Origin of the sequence: Rhizobium sp. BK377 (assembly GCF_014193935.1) — a bacterium.
GTDB lineage: Bacteria > Pseudomonadota > Alphaproteobacteria > Rhizobiales > Rhizobiaceae > Rhizobium.
On the sequence record NZ_JACIAC010000003.1, the window covers coordinates 42669 to 57097 of the forward strand.

Annotated in this window: 14 protein-coding genes; 6 read left to right on the forward strand and 8 right to left on the reverse strand. The window is 59.9% G+C overall.

The window, feature by feature from the left end:
• Positions 1–49: 49 nt before the first annotated feature.
• The 6 genes from FHT92_RS14820 to FHT92_RS14845 all read right to left on the reverse strand — a co-directional run bounded on the left by FHT92_RS14820 (position 50) and on the right by FHT92_RS14845 (position 4567).
• Complete coding sequence (locus tag FHT92_RS14820) at positions 50–778, reverse strand: amino acid ABC transporter ATP-binding protein (RefSeq protein ID WP_183742867.1); 729 nt, start codon at positions 776–778, stop codon at positions 50–52.
• Positions 762–1415, reverse strand: coding sequence for an amino acid ABC transporter permease (locus tag FHT92_RS14825; protein ID WP_183826405.1), 654 nt, complete (start codon positions 1413–1415; stop codon positions 762–764). The genes FHT92_RS14820 and FHT92_RS14825 overlap by 17 nt, the downstream gene beginning before the upstream one ends.
• 8 nt (positions 1416–1423) lie before the next feature.
• Positions 1424–2107 carry an amino acid ABC transporter permease gene (locus tag FHT92_RS14830; RefSeq protein WP_183826408.1) on the reverse strand — a complete coding sequence of 228 codons (684 nt, stop codon included), beginning with the start codon at positions 2105–2107 and terminating at the stop codon, positions 1424–1426.
• A gap of 87 nt (positions 2108–2194) precedes the next feature.
• Complete coding sequence (kduD, locus tag FHT92_RS14835; protein ID WP_183826411.1) at positions 2195–2950, reverse strand: 2-dehydro-3-deoxy-D-gluconate 5-dehydrogenase KduD; 756 nt, start codon at positions 2948–2950, stop codon at positions 2195–2197.
• A 5-nt stretch (positions 2951–2955) separates the two neighbouring features.
• Positions 2956–3792 (reverse strand): 5-dehydro-4-deoxy-D-glucuronate isomerase, encoded by an 837-nt coding sequence (gene kduI / locus FHT92_RS14840; RefSeq protein WP_183826414.1) that lies wholly within the window; start codon positions 3790–3792, stop codon positions 2956–2958.
• Positions 3782–4567, reverse strand: coding sequence for a GntR family transcriptional regulator (locus FHT92_RS14845; RefSeq protein ID WP_183826417.1), 786 nt, complete (start codon positions 4565–4567; stop codon positions 3782–3784). The genes kduI and FHT92_RS14845 overlap by 11 nt, the downstream gene beginning before the upstream one ends.
• A gap of 486 nt (positions 4568–5053) precedes the next feature.
• Here FHT92_RS14845 and FHT92_RS14850 point away from each other — a divergent pair, with 486 nt between their 5' ends.
• From FHT92_RS14850 to FHT92_RS14865, 4 genes are all read left to right on the forward strand, one after another.
• Positions 5054–6052 (forward strand): ABC transporter substrate-binding protein, encoded by a 999-nt coding sequence (locus tag FHT92_RS14850; RefSeq protein WP_183826420.1) that lies wholly within the window; start codon positions 5054–5056, stop codon positions 6050–6052.
• Between the two features lie 101 nt (positions 6053–6153).
• Positions 6154–7041 (forward strand): ABC transporter permease, encoded by an 888-nt coding sequence (locus FHT92_RS14855; protein WP_183826423.1) that lies wholly within the window; start codon positions 6154–6156, stop codon positions 7039–7041.
• A complete protein-coding gene (locus FHT92_RS14860; protein ID WP_183742851.1) occupies positions 7034–8053 on the forward strand; it encodes a glycine betaine/L-proline ABC transporter ATP-binding protein in 1020 nt (339 codons plus the stop codon). The genes FHT92_RS14855 and FHT92_RS14860 overlap by 8 nt, the downstream gene beginning before the upstream one ends.
• Positions 8054–8194: 141 nt before the next feature.
• Positions 8195–8395, forward strand: a complete 201-nt coding sequence (locus tag FHT92_RS14865; protein ID WP_183826426.1) for a hypothetical protein — start codon at positions 8195–8197, stop codon at positions 8393–8395.
• Between the two features lie 238 nt (positions 8396–8633).
• Here the strand turns inward: FHT92_RS14865 and katG are convergent, their stop codons facing one another.
• Positions 8634–10817, reverse strand: a complete 2184-nt coding sequence (gene katG, locus FHT92_RS14870; RefSeq protein ID WP_183826429.1) for a catalase/peroxidase HPI — start codon at positions 10815–10817, stop codon at positions 8634–8636.
• A 203-nt stretch (positions 10818–11020) separates the two neighbouring features.
• On the opposite strand from katG, the gene FHT92_RS14875 reads away from it, so the two are divergent.
• The gene (locus FHT92_RS14875) at positions 11021–11935 is read left to right on the forward strand and encodes a hydrogen peroxide-inducible genes activator (RefSeq protein ID WP_183826432.1); all 915 of its coding nucleotides are present in this window, start codon (positions 11021–11023) and stop codon (positions 11933–11935) included.
• Positions 11936–12119: 184 nt separating this feature from the next.
• The gene (locus tag FHT92_RS14880) at positions 12120–12824 is read left to right on the forward strand and encodes an MgtC/SapB family protein (protein ID WP_183826435.1); all 705 of its coding nucleotides are present in this window, start codon (positions 12120–12122) and stop codon (positions 12822–12824) included.
• A 44-nt stretch (positions 12825–12868) separates the two neighbouring features.
• Here the strand turns inward: FHT92_RS14880 and FHT92_RS14885 are convergent, their stop codons facing one another.
• Entirely contained in the window at positions 12869–14383 is a 1515-nt protein-coding gene (locus tag FHT92_RS14885) for an FAD-dependent oxidoreductase (RefSeq protein WP_183826438.1), read from the reverse strand.
• Positions 14384–14429 lie beyond the last annotated feature (46 nt).

The window sequence follows — 14429 nt, forward strand, 5'->3', positions numbered from 1 at the left end:
AACCTGCGCCGGCTCATCCGGGACAGGCAATTTCCCCCGATGACGGGGTCTAAAGTTCTGCGGCCATGAATTCCTTGAGTTCCGGTGTCTGCGGATTGCTCAGAATGCCGGCGCCACCCGTCTCCCAGACCTTGCCGGTATGCATGTAGATGACGCGGTTGGCAGCACGCTTGGCAAAGCCCATCTCGTGGGTGACGACGATCATCGTCATCCCGCCGCGGGCCAGATCTTCCATGACGCGCAGCACTTCGCCCGTCAGTTTCGGGTCGAGAGCTGAGGTCACCTCGTCGAACAGCATCACCTTCGGCTGCATGGCAAGCGAACGGGCGATCGCCACGCGCTGTTGCTGGCCGCCGGACAGCTGTTCCGGATAGGCGTCGATCTTTTCCGAGAGACCGACCTTGGCGAGCACCTGCTTGGCGATCTCGAAGGCCTGATTCTTGCGCATGCCCTTCACGCGGCGCAGCGCCAGCATGATGTTTTCGGCAACCGTCATGTGCGGGAAGAGATTGTAGCTCTGGAACACCATGCCGATATCGCGGCGCAATGTCCTCAGATCGAGTTTCGGATCCTCCACACGATGGCCACACACCTCGATCGAGCCGTCTTGGATCGTCTCCAGCCGGTTGATACAGCGCAGAGCCGTGCTCTTGCCGGAGCCGGACTGGCCGATCAACGCCACCACTTCGCCGGGATTGATCTCGAAGGAAACGCCTTTCAGCACTTCCAGGGCGCCGAAGCGCTTGACGACATTGGTGAGTTTAACGGCGACCGACATTGAGCTTCCTCTCGAGAGAGCGGCTCCAGACCGACAGCGGATAGCAGACAGCGAAATAGAGAAGCGCTGCGACGCCGAAGACCAGGAAGGGCTGGAACAGGGAATTGTTGATGACCTGTGCTGCACGCGTCAGCTCCAGGAAGCCTACGACGGAGGCAAGCGAGGTGTTCTTGACGAGCTGGACGAGGAAGCCGACCGTCGGCGGCGTGGCAATCCGCAACGCCTGCGGCAGGATCACATCGCGCAGCGTCTGCCAGCGCGTCAGGCCGAGACATTCGGCCGCCTCGAACTGGGTGCGCGAAATGGATTCCACCGAGCCGCGCCAGATCTCTCCGAGATAGGAGCTCGAATAGATCATCATGCCGAGGCCTGCTGCCACCAGCGGCGGCACGGAAATATTCACCACCCCGAGGCCAAAATAGAGGATGAACATCTGGATCAGCAGCGGCGTGCCCTGGACGACCTGGATATAGACGAGGGCCGCGCGCCGCAGCCACAGGAAGCGCGAGATGCGGCAGAGCATGACGAAGAAGCCGGCAATGCCGCCGAGCAGGAAGGCGAGTGCAGACAGCACGACTGTCCAGACCAAGCCATCCAGCAGATAGATCAGGTGATTGAAGGAAAACCCACCGAGCATGGCGACCTCTAAAGCGACGTGCCGAGCCGACGACGGCGTGGGAAGGCGATGAGACCGAGGCCGTAAAAACCTGCCCGCATCAGATAGGTGATGGCGATGTAGAGGACCGCGACGACAACATAGGTTTCAAGCGATCGGAATGTGTTCGACTGGATGTTGTTGGCGACGCCCGTCAGCTCCTCGGCGGAGATCTGCGAAGCGATCGAGGTTGACAGCATCATCAGGATGAATTGGCTGGAAAGCGCAGGATAAACGCGTTCGATCGCCGGCAGGAGAATGATGTCGCGATAGATCTGCAGCTTAGACAGGCCGAGCGCTTCAGCCGCCTCGATCTGGCTCGGATGGATGGAATCCATGCCTGCACGCACGATCTCCGCCGTATAGGCGCCAACATTAATAACCATGGCAAAGACAGCGGCAGCTATGATCGGCAGACGGATGCCGACCGAGGACAGGCCGAAGAAGATGAAGAAAATCTGCACGATAAAGGGCGTGTTGCGCACCGCCTCGACATAGATGCTGACGAGAGTGCGGAGCGGCCCGAAAATGGAACGGCGGGCGATGGCGCAGGCGACACCGATCAACAGACCGATGATCACCGAAAAGACAGTGATCTCCATCGTGACGAGCGCGCCCGACAGGAAATCGCTCCAATAGGGCAGCAAGGCCGAAAAATCGAACTGGTACTGCATGTCCTCCTCCATTCCGGCCGCGCCAACTCCACCAACGCTGCCTCGCCTTCCCGTAGGAAGGCGTCATGTCTCCTCCTGGCTGTCGCGTCAGCGCGCCAGCCAGCCTCCATCGACGGGCAGAACCGTGCCGTGCACATAGTCGGATGCCGCCGACGCCAGGAACACCGCGGCACCGCGGATATCGCCGGGCTCACCCCAACGGCCCGCCGGGATTCGGGCCAGGATGCTGGCATTGCGATCGGCATCCTCGCGCAGCGCCGTCGTGTTGTTGGTGACGAAATAGCCGGGTGCGATGGCGTTGACGTTCACGCCCTTGCCCGCCCATTCGCACGCTAGCAGCCGCGTCAGACCTGCAAGGCCGCTCTTCGAGGCCGTGTAAGACGGGATGCGGATGCCGCCCTGAAAGGACAGCAGCGAAGCGATGTTGATGATCTTGCCGCGCCCTTTTTCGAGCATGTGGTGGGCAGCCGCCTGAGACAGAAAGAAGGCTGTCTTCAGGTTGACGTTCATCACCGCGTCCCAGTCTTCCTCGGTGAAATCGATCGCGTCCGTGCGGCGGATGATGCCGGCATTGTTGACGAGGATATCGAGCGCCCCAAAGCGCTCCAGCGCTTCCGCAACGATCGGCTTGACCGGTTCGATCGTGCCGAGATCGGCCTTGATCACGTGGAATTTCGTGCCGGCGCTTGCCACTAGCGCCTCCGTCTCATCCATCGACGAGCGACCGACGGCGACGATCGACGCACCGGCCTTAGCCAATGCGACGGCGATCCCCTGCCCGATGCCGGTATTGGCGCCGGTGACGACGGCGATCTTGCCCGAGAGGTCGAAAAGAGCCTGCATCACCATCACCTCAGATCGCCGATGGCGATGTGGTCCATATCGGTGAAGCTCTTGTTGTCTCCGGCCATCGCCCAGATGAAGCTGTAATTCTTGGTACCGGCGCCGGAATGGATGGACCAGGGCGGCGAAATGATCGCCTGCTCGTTGGCGACGAGCATGTGGCGCGTCTGCTGCGGCTCGCCCATGAAATGGAAGACGCGCTGGTCGGCATCGAGATCGAAATAGAGATAGGCCTCCATGCGCCGGTCATGCGTGTGGCTCGGCATGGTATTCCAGATGCTGCCGGTCTCCAGGCTGGTGAAGCCCATGGTCAACTGGCAGGACTGGCAGACCTCCGGGTGGATATATTGATAGATCGAACGCTTGTTGGCGGTTGCGGCCTCGCCCGGCGTAAGGTGCCGCGCCTTGTCACGCGTTAAGAGCACCGTCGGATGGCTGGCATGAGCGGGCGTCGAAACGAGGTAGAATTTGGCAGGATTGCCGGCGTCGGCGCTTTCGAAGCTGACATTGACTGCCCCTCGGCCGATATAGAGGCAATCGTACTTCGCCAACTCATAGGCTCTGCCATCGACGACCACGCGGCCGTCGGCGCCGACATTCAGCACGCCGAGTTCGCGCTCCGCCAAGAACGTCTCCTGGCCAATCGCTTTTGGTGCGGTCAGCACGAGAGCCGCCCCGAGTGGCGCAGCGCCACCGATCACCATGCGGTCATAGTGGGAATAGGTGAGCCTGATGTCATCGGGCGCAAACACCGTCTCGACCAGAAAGTGATGCCGCAGCGTTTCCGTATCGAAGCCCCGGACCGCTTCGGGATGGGAGGCGTGTCGCACGTCAATCTGCATTGGAATTGTCCTTCTCTCCTCCGGGTGCCGGCATCTGCGGGGCATCCTCAATGAAATAGGCTGGGTCGAGCATCTCGGCCTTTTCGACCTCGTGCAGCAGCTTGCCGAGATGGAACTCCATGGCGGCCTTTGCTCCGTCCTTGTCACCGGTTCGCATGCAATCGATGACGGCTGCATGTTCCTCGATGACGCGCGTCAGACGGCCCCGTTGCGGCAACGTCAGCAGGCGGTAGCGATCACTATGAACCTTGACCTGCTGAATGATCGCCCAGATGCCGGGAAAGCCGGCGATAGCACTGATGAGCTGGTGGAAATCATTGTCGATGATATGGAAGGCTGCGACATCACCTTCACGATGACAGGCATCGAGATCAGCAAGATTGCGCTCCAGCGCCCTGAGACCCGCCGGCGTCATCTTCTCGACTGCGATCGAAACCGTTGTATCTTCCAGCGCCTTGCGCACGAGGATCGCTTCGTAAAGCGCCCGGCGCGGAATACGGGAAACAAACGTGCCCGACTGCGGGAAGACGTCGACCAGACCGTCATCGGCAAGACGGATGATCGCCTCGCGGATCGGCGTGCGGCTGACGCCGAACTGGGCTTCGAGCTCTTTCTCGTTCAACAACTCCATCGGCTTGCGCCGCAGCGAAACGATATCATCGAGAAGCGCATTGTAGACCAGCGTCGCTGCCCGCGGGGCAGCCGCCCGCTGATGCGAAAGGACCGTGACCCCTTGCAGGGAGCGCTTCCTGCGCACGATTGCGGACGAGTTCATTGCATTCCTTCCAAGAAGCAGACCAGCAATCCAGCGTTTGAAATCATCGAGGGACCGCCCCACTCGTTCCGATGCCAAAGTAATATATTAGTATCCAACTTTTGGCAATCGGGTCGATGAACCGTAGTTTTGCGGTTGTGGAAAACGAAGCTGGGTGGGAATCTCACAGGCGCACAGAGGACGAGAGTGTCGACGCTATCAGTCCGAAGGATTCACCAAACCATTCCTGTAATTGAATGATGACCGAGCTCCTAGGCGAGGATCTTTTCGAACGAAATGCGCAACCGAGGCGCGACTACGCCCCATCGCCATTCCGTCAACGACGCCGTATTTAAGACAGCCTTGAAAGAAGGCTCTAATACGCCATTTTCTGGCGCAACCAGAATGGCCGTTGCGGTCCTAAAGCAGGCTCAATGCAAGGGTCGGCGCGCGCGGTGCCGCCGGCGCCCGGGTTAAGGATGCACCGCGACCAGAGGGAACAAAAAAATGAAAGTACTTTTGGCATCCACCATCTTGGCAGCCGGCACGATGCTCGCGGGCGGCAGCGCTTTTGCAGCCGATTGCGGCAATGTCACGATCGCGAGCATGAACTGGCAGTCCGCCGAAGTGGCCGCAAGCCTCGACAAGATCATTCTTGAGGAAGGGTACGGCTGCACGGCCGAAATCGTCACTGGCGATACCGTGCCCACCCTGACCTCCATGGCAGAAAAAGGCGAACCCGATATCGCCCCGGAAGCCTGGGTCAGCCTTCAGCCGGAACTGGTGAAACGGGGCCTTGAAGGCGGCAAGGTCGTCGAAGGCGCCAAGATCCTCTCCGATGGCGCAATCCAGGGCTGGTGGATCCCCAAATACATCGCCGACGCCCACCCCGACATTAAGACAATCCCCGACCTTCTCAAGCATCCCGAACTCTTCCCGGCACCAGAAGACAAGAGCAAGGGCGCCGTCTTCAACGGCCCTCAGGGCTGGGGCGGCACAGTCGTCACCGCGCAGCTCTTCAAGGCCTATAACGGCGAGAAAGCAGGCTTTACGCTCATTGATACCGGGTCCGCCGCAGGCCTCGATGGCTCGATCGCCAAGGCCTATGAAGGCAAGCAGCCCTGGGTTGGCTATTATTGGGCACCGACTTCACTGCTTGGCAAATATGAGATGGTCAAACTCGGCTACGGGACGGAATATGATGCCGCCGAATGGAAGCGTTGCACTTCCGTTGCCGATTGCGCCGATCCCAAGCCGAATGCCTGGCCCGCAGACGATGTACAGACGCTGATCAGCAAGAGTTTTGCCGATCGCGGCGGCCCTGCCGTCGACTACCTGAAGAAGCGGGCATGGACCAACGACACCGTCAACAAGCTGATCGCCTGGATGACCGATAACCAGGCAACCGGCGAAGACGGCGCCAAATACTTCCTCAAGAACAATGAGCCCCTCTGGAAGGACTGGGTCTCGCCGGAAGCCGTCGAGAAGATCAAGGCTTCGCTCTAATCACTCAGATATGGGCAGCCTCGGGGCTGCCCAGACAATCCTTCGGCGCGACGGCCAAAATAACAATCGGCCGCCGCCACTATCTATTTTGGGGAACCGGTATGGATTGGCTCTGGAAATTTCCGACAATGAACGACGACGTGCTGCGTGAGCTGAAGAAGAGCGTCGATGAAGGATTTCGCGCCTTCACACGCGCTTATGGCGACAGCATCGAAGCGGCCTTCAGCCCACTGCAGAGTTTTCTTATCTGGGCCGAACGGCTGCTGACCGGCACGCCCTGGCCAATCATTCTGATTGTTTTTGCCGCCATTGCCTGGTTTGCCAGCCGCAGCTGGAAAGTCGTCATCGGCTGCGTTCTGACGCTGGTTGTCATCGGCTATTTCGACATGTGGCAGGATACGATGAAGACCGTGTCGATGATCTTCGTCTGTACCGTGCTTTCGATCGTGATCGGCCTGCCGCTCGGCATCCTGATGGCGCGCTCGAATGCGATGCAGAAGATCGTCAATCCGATCCTCGACGTCATGCAGACCATGCCGAGCTTCGTCTACCTGATCCCCGTCGTCATGCTTCTCGGCATCGGTCGCGTGCCTGGTGTCATCGCCGTCGTCATCTACGCCCTGCCGCCGATGATCCGCCTCACCAATCTCGGCATCCGCATGGTGGACGAGAACGTGCTGGAGGCAGCCGACGCATTCGGTTCCTCAAGTTGGCAGAAGCTTCGCAACGTCCAACTGCCACTGGCGCTGCCGACCATCATGGCCGGCATCAATCAGACGATCATGATGGCGCTCGCCATGGTGGTCATTGCCTCCATGATCGGCGTGCAGGGTCTCGGTCAGCCGGTTCTCAAAGCCATTTCCAACCAGTATTTCGCCCTTGGCGTCTTCAACGGCCTCGCAATCGTCGGCATTGCCATCATCTTCGACCGGATCAGCCAGGCCTACGGCCTGCGACTCCAGAAGCACCGGGAGATCGTGCATGGCTAGCAATTCGATCGAGATCCGAAACCTCTTCAAGATTTTCGGCCCGCGCGGCGGCGACTATGTGGAAGCCGTCCGCAAGGGCATGTCGAAGACCGAGCTCAACAAAGCGCATGGTCATGTGCTGGGGCTGAAAGACATCAACATCACCATTCCCGGCGGCAAGATCACCGTCATCATGGGTCTTTCCGGCTCCGGCAAATCGACGCTGATCCGCCACATCAACCGGCTGATCGACCCGACTTCGGGCGAAGTTCTCTGCGGTGGCGAAGATGTCTGTCGCATGGATGCCTTGCAGCTTCGCGAATTCCGCCGCCGGAGGACTGCCATGGTCTTCCAGCGTTTCGGCCTGTTGCCGCATCGCAACGTGCTGCAGAACACCGTCTATGGTCTGGAAATCCAGGGCGTCCCCAAGGCGGAACGTGAGGAACGGGCCAATGCCTGGATCAGGCGCGTCGGCCTGGAAGGCTTCGGCGGACACTATCCGAACCAACTCTCCGGCGGCATGCAGCAGCGTGTCGGCTTAGCGCGGGCACTCACCAATGATGCCGAAATCCTGCTGATGGACGAGGCCTATTCGGCGCTCGATCCGCTGATCCGCGTGGACATGCAGACCGTCCTCCTCGATCTGCAGAAGGACCTGAAGAAAACGGTCGTCTTCATCACCCACGATCTCGATGAAGCTCTCCGGCTCGGAGAGAAAATCGCCATCCTGCGCGACGGCGAGGTCATCCAGCAGGGTTCGGCGGCTGAGATCGTCCTCAATCCCGCCAATGATTACATCGCGGCATTCGTTAAAGAGGTCAATCGCGGCAGGGTCATCAAGATCGGTGCCGTCGCGAAACAGATTTCGGTCGAGAGCCAGCTGCAGCTTTCCGAAGATATGGATATCGAAGGAGCACTACGTGAAATGTCGCGCGCCAACGTCTCGTCTGCCGCTGTCATGTCACAGGAAGGTCCGCCACTAGGCGGGGTTTCGCTGCAGCAATTGCTGGCGCTGCTTTTGCATCAGGCATGAAAATCTTAAGCAATCAGGCGGCATGCGCTCAAACACATGCCGTTTGTTTAAACATGGTTAATTTTTTCATTATAATCATCTGGGAGAAGGAACCGAACGACACGTCCGGGTGTTGATAGCACGCCGTGGAGGAGCCTGAAAATGTTCAAATTTTTCTCGATCAAGCCGTCGACTGAAGACTTCGGCGCCGATACCGGCACTTATGCCGACGGCATGACCGACCGCTACTACCGCGATCTGACCGGTCACACCGAGCACCGCTTCCGCTCGTCTCATGAGCGCGATTATGGCGCCGCCCGCGAGATTGCCGAACATGCGCCGCATGGCGTAGTCAGCAACTGACCTGCGCATCGCCTGCTTGCTGATATCAGCCACGTGACGCACGCCGCGATCGGTAGCGGTTGGCTGATCAGTTAGGTCCGTGCGATTTGCCCGGCTTCACGTGACCTTTCCGACCACGCGGGCTGACATCCCGTACACTTTTCCCAGGGTCTTTGCTCAGCGTCATTCCATCGATGCCAAATCGCACCGACATCTGGACGCCGCGGGGAATGCCGCAGCGTCCAGACAGAGCTTTCAATCAGACAAGATCGAAGCGATCGGCATTCATGACCTTGTTCCATGCCGCAACGAAATCCTTCACGAATTTCGCCTTGGCATCCGACTGGCCGTAGACTTCGGCGATAGCCCGAAGCTGCGAGTGCGAGCCGAAGATCAGGTCGACGCGGGTGCCGGTCCACTTCAGTTCATTCGTCTTGCGGTCGCGTCCTTCGTAAACGCCGTCTTTGCCGGCAACAGGCGCCCATACGCTTCCCATGTCGAGCAGGTTGACGAAGAAGTCGTTCGTCAACGCTTCCGGATGCGCGGTAAAGACGCCATGCTCCGGCTTGCCGACCGTCAGCACACGCAGGCCGCCGACAAGAACCGTCATCTCAGGTGCGGTCAGCGTCAGGAGTTGCGCGCGATCGACAAGCGCTTCCTCGGGCTTCATGAACTGCAGGCGCTTGCTGTTCACATAGTTGCGGAAGCCGTCAATGCGCGGCTCGAGCGCTGCGAAGGAAGCGGCATCGGTCTGCTCCTGCGAAGCGTCCATGCGGCCCGGCGCGAACGGAACGACGATATCGTGGCCGCCGGCCTTCGCCGCCTTTTCGACGCCGGCTGCACCGGCAAGCACGATCAGGTCGGCGAGCGAGATCTTCTTGCCACCGCTCTGGGCAGCGTTGAAGTCCTTCTGGATGCCTTCCAGGACACCCAGAACCTTGGCGAGCTGTGCCGGCTCGTTGACTTCCCAGTCCTTCTGCGGCGCAAGGCGGATGCGTGCGCCATTGGCGCCGCCGCGCTTGTCGGAGCCGCGGAAGCTCGAAGCGGAAGCCCAGGCGGTCGAAACCAGTTCCTGCACCGACAGGCCCGAGGCAGCGATCTTGGCCTTGAGAGCGGCGATGTCCTGGTCGTCGACGAGCGGATGATCGACTGCCGGGATGACATCCTGCCAGATCAGATCTTCCGCCGGGACTTCCTTGCCGAGGTAGCGGACCTTCGGACCCATGTCGCGGTGGGTCAGCTTGAACCAGGCGCGGGCGAACGCGTCGGCAAACTGGTCCGGATTTTCCAAGAAGCGACGCGAGATCTTCTCGTAGATCGGATCGAAACGCAGCGCCAGGTCGCTCGTCAGCATGGTCGGCAGTTGCTTTTTCGAAGGGTCGTAGGCATCCGGAATCGAAGCCTCGGCGTTCTTGGCCACCCATTGCTTGGCACCGCCCGGGCTCGTGGTCAGCTCCCACTCGAAAGCAAACAGATTTTCGAAGAAGTAATTGCTCCACCGGGTCGGCGTCTGGGTCCACGTGACTTCCAGGCCACTGCCAATGGCATCGCGACCGACGCCGCTGTTGAACTTGCTTGCCCAGCCGAGGCCCTGCGCCTCGAGTTCACCACCCTCTGGATCGACGCCGACAAACGACGGATCGCCGGCGCCATGGGTCTTGCCGAAAGTATGGCCGCCGGCGATCAGCGCCACGGTCTCCTCGTCGTTCATCGCCATGCGGGCGAAGGTCTCGCGGATGTCGCGAGCCGATGCGAGCGGGTCGGGAGTACCGTTCGGGCCTTCTGGGTTGACATAGATGAGACCCATCTGCACGGCGCCGAGCGGCTCTGCCAGCTGGCGTTCGCCGCTATAACGCTCGTCGCCGAGCCAAGTGCCTTCCGGACCCCAGTAGAGCTCTTCCGGCTCCCAAACGTCGGCACGACCGCCGGCAAAACCGAAGGTCTTGAAGCCCATGGATTCGAGCGCCACGTTGCCGGTGAGGATCAGCAGGTCGGCCCAGGAGATGCTGTTGCCGTATTTCTGCTTGATTGGCCAAAGCAGGCGGCGCGCCTTGTCGAGGTTGACGTTGTCAGGCCAGCTGTTGAGGGGTGCAAAACGCTGCTGGCCCTGACCGGCGCCGCCGCGGCCGTCAGTGATGCGATAGGTTCCGGCGCTGTGCCATGCCATGCGGATGAACAGGCCGCCGTAATGGCCGAAGTCTGCCGGCCACCAGTCCTGCGAATCCGTCATCAGCGCATGAAGATCCTTCTTCACCGCGTCGAGGTCGAGCTTCTTGAACGCCTCGGCATAGTCGAAATCCTTACCCATCGGGTCGGCAAGACCGGAGTGATGATGAAGGATCTGAAGATCGAGATGGTTCGGCCACCAGTCGCGATTCCGTTTGCCGCGCGCCGCCGAATGATCAACGGGACATTTGCCCGCGCTGTCAGGTTTCTGGTCCATGATTTTCTCCTGTTGCTTGCTGTGACTGCCGCCTTACGGCGGCCCGTGCGTTTAATCATTCGGCTTGGCTGCCTGCCCGATTGCCTCCCACTCCCTCAGGAGCCAGCAGCAGGATCGCTGCGCGCCCTCCCTTAACTCCTTCTTATCGGAAGCCCTTCATAAATTTAAGTTGGATTTGCTGATAGCTGCGATAAGCTGAGATTATGACCAATCTTACGCTCAAACAGCTACGCTATTTTGAAGCCCTGGCACGCCATGGCCGTTTCCGGCACGCCGCAGATGCCTGCGCGATCTCGCAGCCCGCCTTGTCCATGCAAATCAAGGAGCTCGAGGAACAATTGGGTGGCGATCTCTTCGAAAGAGGCGCCAAAGAAGTGAAACTCTCCGCCTTCGGGCAGCTGTTTGCGCTGCGCGTCCGCGACATTCTTCGCGCCGTGGACGAGCTTGCGGATCTTGCCCGTGTTTCGCAGGACAAGCTGCTGACGCGGCTCAGAATCGGAATCATCCCGACTATCGCGCCCTATTTGCTGCCGGCGATCATCAGCGATCTGAATAGGACCTTCGACAACATTGAAATTCAGGTGCGCGAAACGCTGACTGCCAGGCTGGTACACGAAGTGGCACAAGGCGAGCTGGATCTGGCGGTGGTCGCATTGCCGGTATCGAAACCATCGCTCACCGAACTCAAATTGTTTGAAGAGGAGTTCGTGCTGGTCCGGCGACGAGAAGACGGAGACAAGCCGGTGCCGGAACCCGAGGCCCTGCGCGAAATGCGTCTGCTTCTGCTCGAGGAAGGGCACTGTTTTCGCGATCAGGCTTTGTCATTCTGCGGCATAGAATCGACCCGTCCCCGGGAAATCATGGAGGGCAGTTCTCTTTCGACACTGGTTCAGATGGTCAGTGCCGGTATTGGCATAACCCTGATCCCCGAAATGGCGGTGCCGGTTGAGACGCGCTCTGCGGATGTCTCCATCTCCCGCTTCCGCACGCCAAAGCCCTTGCGAACAATCGGGATCATCTGGCGCAATTCTACGCCTCTCGCCAAGCAACTGCTTCAGATTTCGGAGGTCATCCGCCATTCGGCCGCAAGCCTGCGCCATCAGGTCTCCACGGGGTGAGCCCAAACCTGCCCCTGCCGAATTCGTGACCGGTTTACAACCCCACTGGCCGGCTTGCCGGTTTCGCTCTAGCTTCCCGCACTAACCGATTGGCAGGAATCCGGCTTACGGAAGCCATCCCGGTAGAGCCCGAAGGTCTTCATCCTAGGGGGAGAGACCCTGATCGGGGACAAGGGAGCATGGAATGGATTTGATCGACCTGATGCCGATCACGCCGAGCTGGGCGGACATCGCAATCCGTCTGGCGGCAACGATCATCGCCGGCGCATTCATCGGCCTCGACAGAGAGCGAGGGGGACATGTCGCGGGGCTGCGCACGACCATCCTCGTCGGATTAGCGGCGTGTCTCTCGATGATCCAGGCGAATATCCTCCTGGCAACGAGCCAGAGCGCGAATGGATCGATGGACATATTGCGCTTCCCGCTCGGTGTACTCACCGGCGTAGGCTTTATCGGCGGCGGGGCGATCCTGAAAAGGGGCGACATCACAACCGGCGTAACCACCGCGGCTACGCTGTGGCTGATCACGGCAATCGGCCTGTGCTTCGGCGGTGGACAAATGGTAGTCGCGGCTATCGTGACCATTCTTGCCGTTCTGATCCTTTCCCCGCTGAAGCAGGTGGATCGATGGATATCAGGTCAACAGAAGGGCATGGTCGCGATCAAACTGCCGGTTGACGCCGGCATTCCAGATCTGACGACAACGGCTATCGAACTCTCCGAGGCAACGTTTACCGGGCTCACTGATAGCAATGACGGGCATCGCGAGCTGATCTACGAGATCAGGTGGAAATCCGTGCGGGGCGCTCCGGGCACGGATCAAATCGCTGCATCGTTGGAAAAGAACTTCCGTGTCATCCGTTTCGAACATCGCACCACCGTGTCATAGACCATCGGCCATCATGAGACCTATGTGAGGTGCCGCGAAAGCATTCATCGGGCGGTTGCCGCCCCTGCTCGCAACCCGACATCATGGAGATAGGCTTCCAATGCCGCCACTTCGCCCTGCGAGACGATTGCACCGACATAGCCATCCGGACGAATAAGAACCCGGTCGCCCGGCGCAACTTCGTAGGTGTCGCGGAATCGGTTCTCGCTGTCCACAAAGTCGCCACCTTGCCCGACGCCGTGAATATGCAGTCCCTTGCGTGGCTGGATGGCATCCGTCTTCACTTGGAATTCCAGCAGCGTCCAATGGGGACCCTTAAAGAGGTCAAACAGCCGCGCGGGTTGCCCTGCGGCGCCCTTCAACGGCGCGTCGGGAGCGCGGTTGCCGGCGAGGACGAGAGCCTGACGCGGAGGTCCTTCGAGCGAAAGGCTCGAACCGAGATAGCCGATGTCCAGCTGCCTCACCTCACGGCCACGCCGAATGTCGCCGCGCTTCATGTCTTCGAGCAGTCTGGAAGCAAGTCCCAGCATGTCTGCCGCGATCGGGCGGCGCTCTTCCTCGTAGCTATCGAGAAGCGTCTCCGGGGCGCCTGCTAGGACGGCTGCGAGTTTCCAACCGAGATTGTAGGCGTCCTGAACGCTGGTGTTCAGACCCTGGCCGCCCGTCGGCGGATGGGTGTGGGCGGCGTCACCGGCGAGAAAGACGCGACCGACGCGATAGCTGTCGGCAAGCCGGGCATTCATGTTGAATGCCGATGCCCAGGAAACAGACTGGATAAGGATATCCGCCCGGCCTGTGCGCTCGGCACTCAGCGCCGTAAGTCCCACGGCCGACAAATCTATGTCGCCTTCCAGAGGTATTGGTCCCTGCAGCTGGAAAAGCCCTGTTTCGGCCAAGGGGCAAAAGGATATCTGCGTCTCCATCGACCCTTCGTTGAAGCGATGCCAGACATCGCAGCTGAGCCCCGTCAGCGTGACATCGGCAACAATGGCGCGAACACCGAGCGTCTTTCCGGGGAAGCCCACGGCGAGGGCCTGGCGTACGAAGCTTCGGCCGCCGTCGGTGCCGACGAGATAACGTGTGCGGATAGTCTGCTCTTTACCGCCATTGGCAATCTTTGCGGTTACACCTTGGCCATCCTGTTCGAAGGCGATCAAAGCGCAGCCGAACTCGGGAGCATGTCCGAGTTCGGCAAGGCGCTCCCGCATTGCTCGTTCCGTCAGGAATTGAGGCACGAGCAAAGGCATACCGTAAGGTTCCGACGGGAGCTGCTCGCCGGCCTCGACAAGCGCGACATCTTTCGTGCTACCGTCGCCGCGATATTCGCGCTGATGCGGATAGAAACCACCGGATGCGGCAACCCTATCTACGATGCCAAGGTCCTCGAACACTTCCATCGTTCGCGGCTGTATCCCCTTGCCGCGCGAGCCTCGGAACGGATCGTCCATCTTCTCAATCAGCCGGAAGGATACACCCCGCCGGGCGAGGTCGATCGCCAGTGTCAGGCCGGCTGCGCCGGCTCCACAAATCAATACATCGATTGCGTCATCTTCTGTCATTGCTGTCGCTCCCTATTTACGTGTATTATGCACATAACAGGAGATC

What these genes read in the sequence shown, in the direction of transcription:
- FHT92_RS14820 (WP_183742867.1), bottom strand. Translation starts at nt 778, where the DNA reads ATGTCGGTCGCCGTTAAACTCACCAATGTCGTCAAGCGCTTCGGCGCC.
- FHT92_RS14825 (WP_183826405.1), bottom strand. Translation starts at nt 1,415, where the DNA reads ATGCTCGGTGGGTTTTCCTTCAATCACCTGATCTATCTGCTGGATGGC.
- FHT92_RS14830 (WP_183826408.1), bottom strand. Translation starts at nt 2,107, where the DNA reads ATGCAGTACCAGTTCGATTTTTCGGCCTTGCTGCCCTATTGGAGCGAT.
- kduD (WP_183826411.1), bottom strand. Translation starts at nt 2,950, where the DNA reads ATGCAGGCTCTTTTCGACCTCTCGGGCAAGATCGCCGTCGTCACCGGC.
- kduI (WP_183826414.1), bottom strand. Translation starts at nt 3,792, where the DNA reads ATGCAGATTGACGTGCGACACGCCTCCCATCCCGAAGCGGTCCGGGGC.
- FHT92_RS14845 (WP_183826417.1), bottom strand. Translation starts at nt 4,567, where the DNA reads ATGAACTCGTCCGCAATCGTGCGCAGGAAGCGCTCCCTGCAAGGGGTC.
- FHT92_RS14850 (WP_183826420.1), top strand. Translation starts at nt 5,054, where the DNA reads ATGAAAGTACTTTTGGCATCCACCATCTTGGCAGCCGGCACGATGCTC.
- FHT92_RS14855 (WP_183826423.1), top strand. Translation starts at nt 6,154, where the DNA reads ATGGATTGGCTCTGGAAATTTCCGACAATGAACGACGACGTGCTGCGT.
- FHT92_RS14860 (WP_183742851.1), top strand. Translation starts at nt 7,034, where the DNA reads ATGGCTAGCAATTCGATCGAGATCCGAAACCTCTTCAAGATTTTCGGC.
- FHT92_RS14865 (WP_183826426.1), top strand. Translation starts at nt 8,195, where the DNA reads ATGTTCAAATTTTTCTCGATCAAGCCGTCGACTGAAGACTTCGGCGCC.
- katG (WP_183826429.1), bottom strand. Translation starts at nt 10,817, where the DNA reads ATGGACCAGAAACCTGACAGCGCGGGCAAATGTCCCGTTGATCATTCG.
- FHT92_RS14875 (WP_183826432.1), top strand. Translation starts at nt 11,021, where the DNA reads ATGACCAATCTTACGCTCAAACAGCTACGCTATTTTGAAGCCCTGGCA.
- FHT92_RS14880 (WP_183826435.1), top strand. Translation starts at nt 12,120, where the DNA reads ATGGATTTGATCGACCTGATGCCGATCACGCCGAGCTGGGCGGACATC.
- FHT92_RS14885 (WP_183826438.1), bottom strand. Translation starts at nt 14,383, where the DNA reads ATGACAGAAGATGACGCAATCGATGTATTGATTTGTGGAGCCGGCGCA.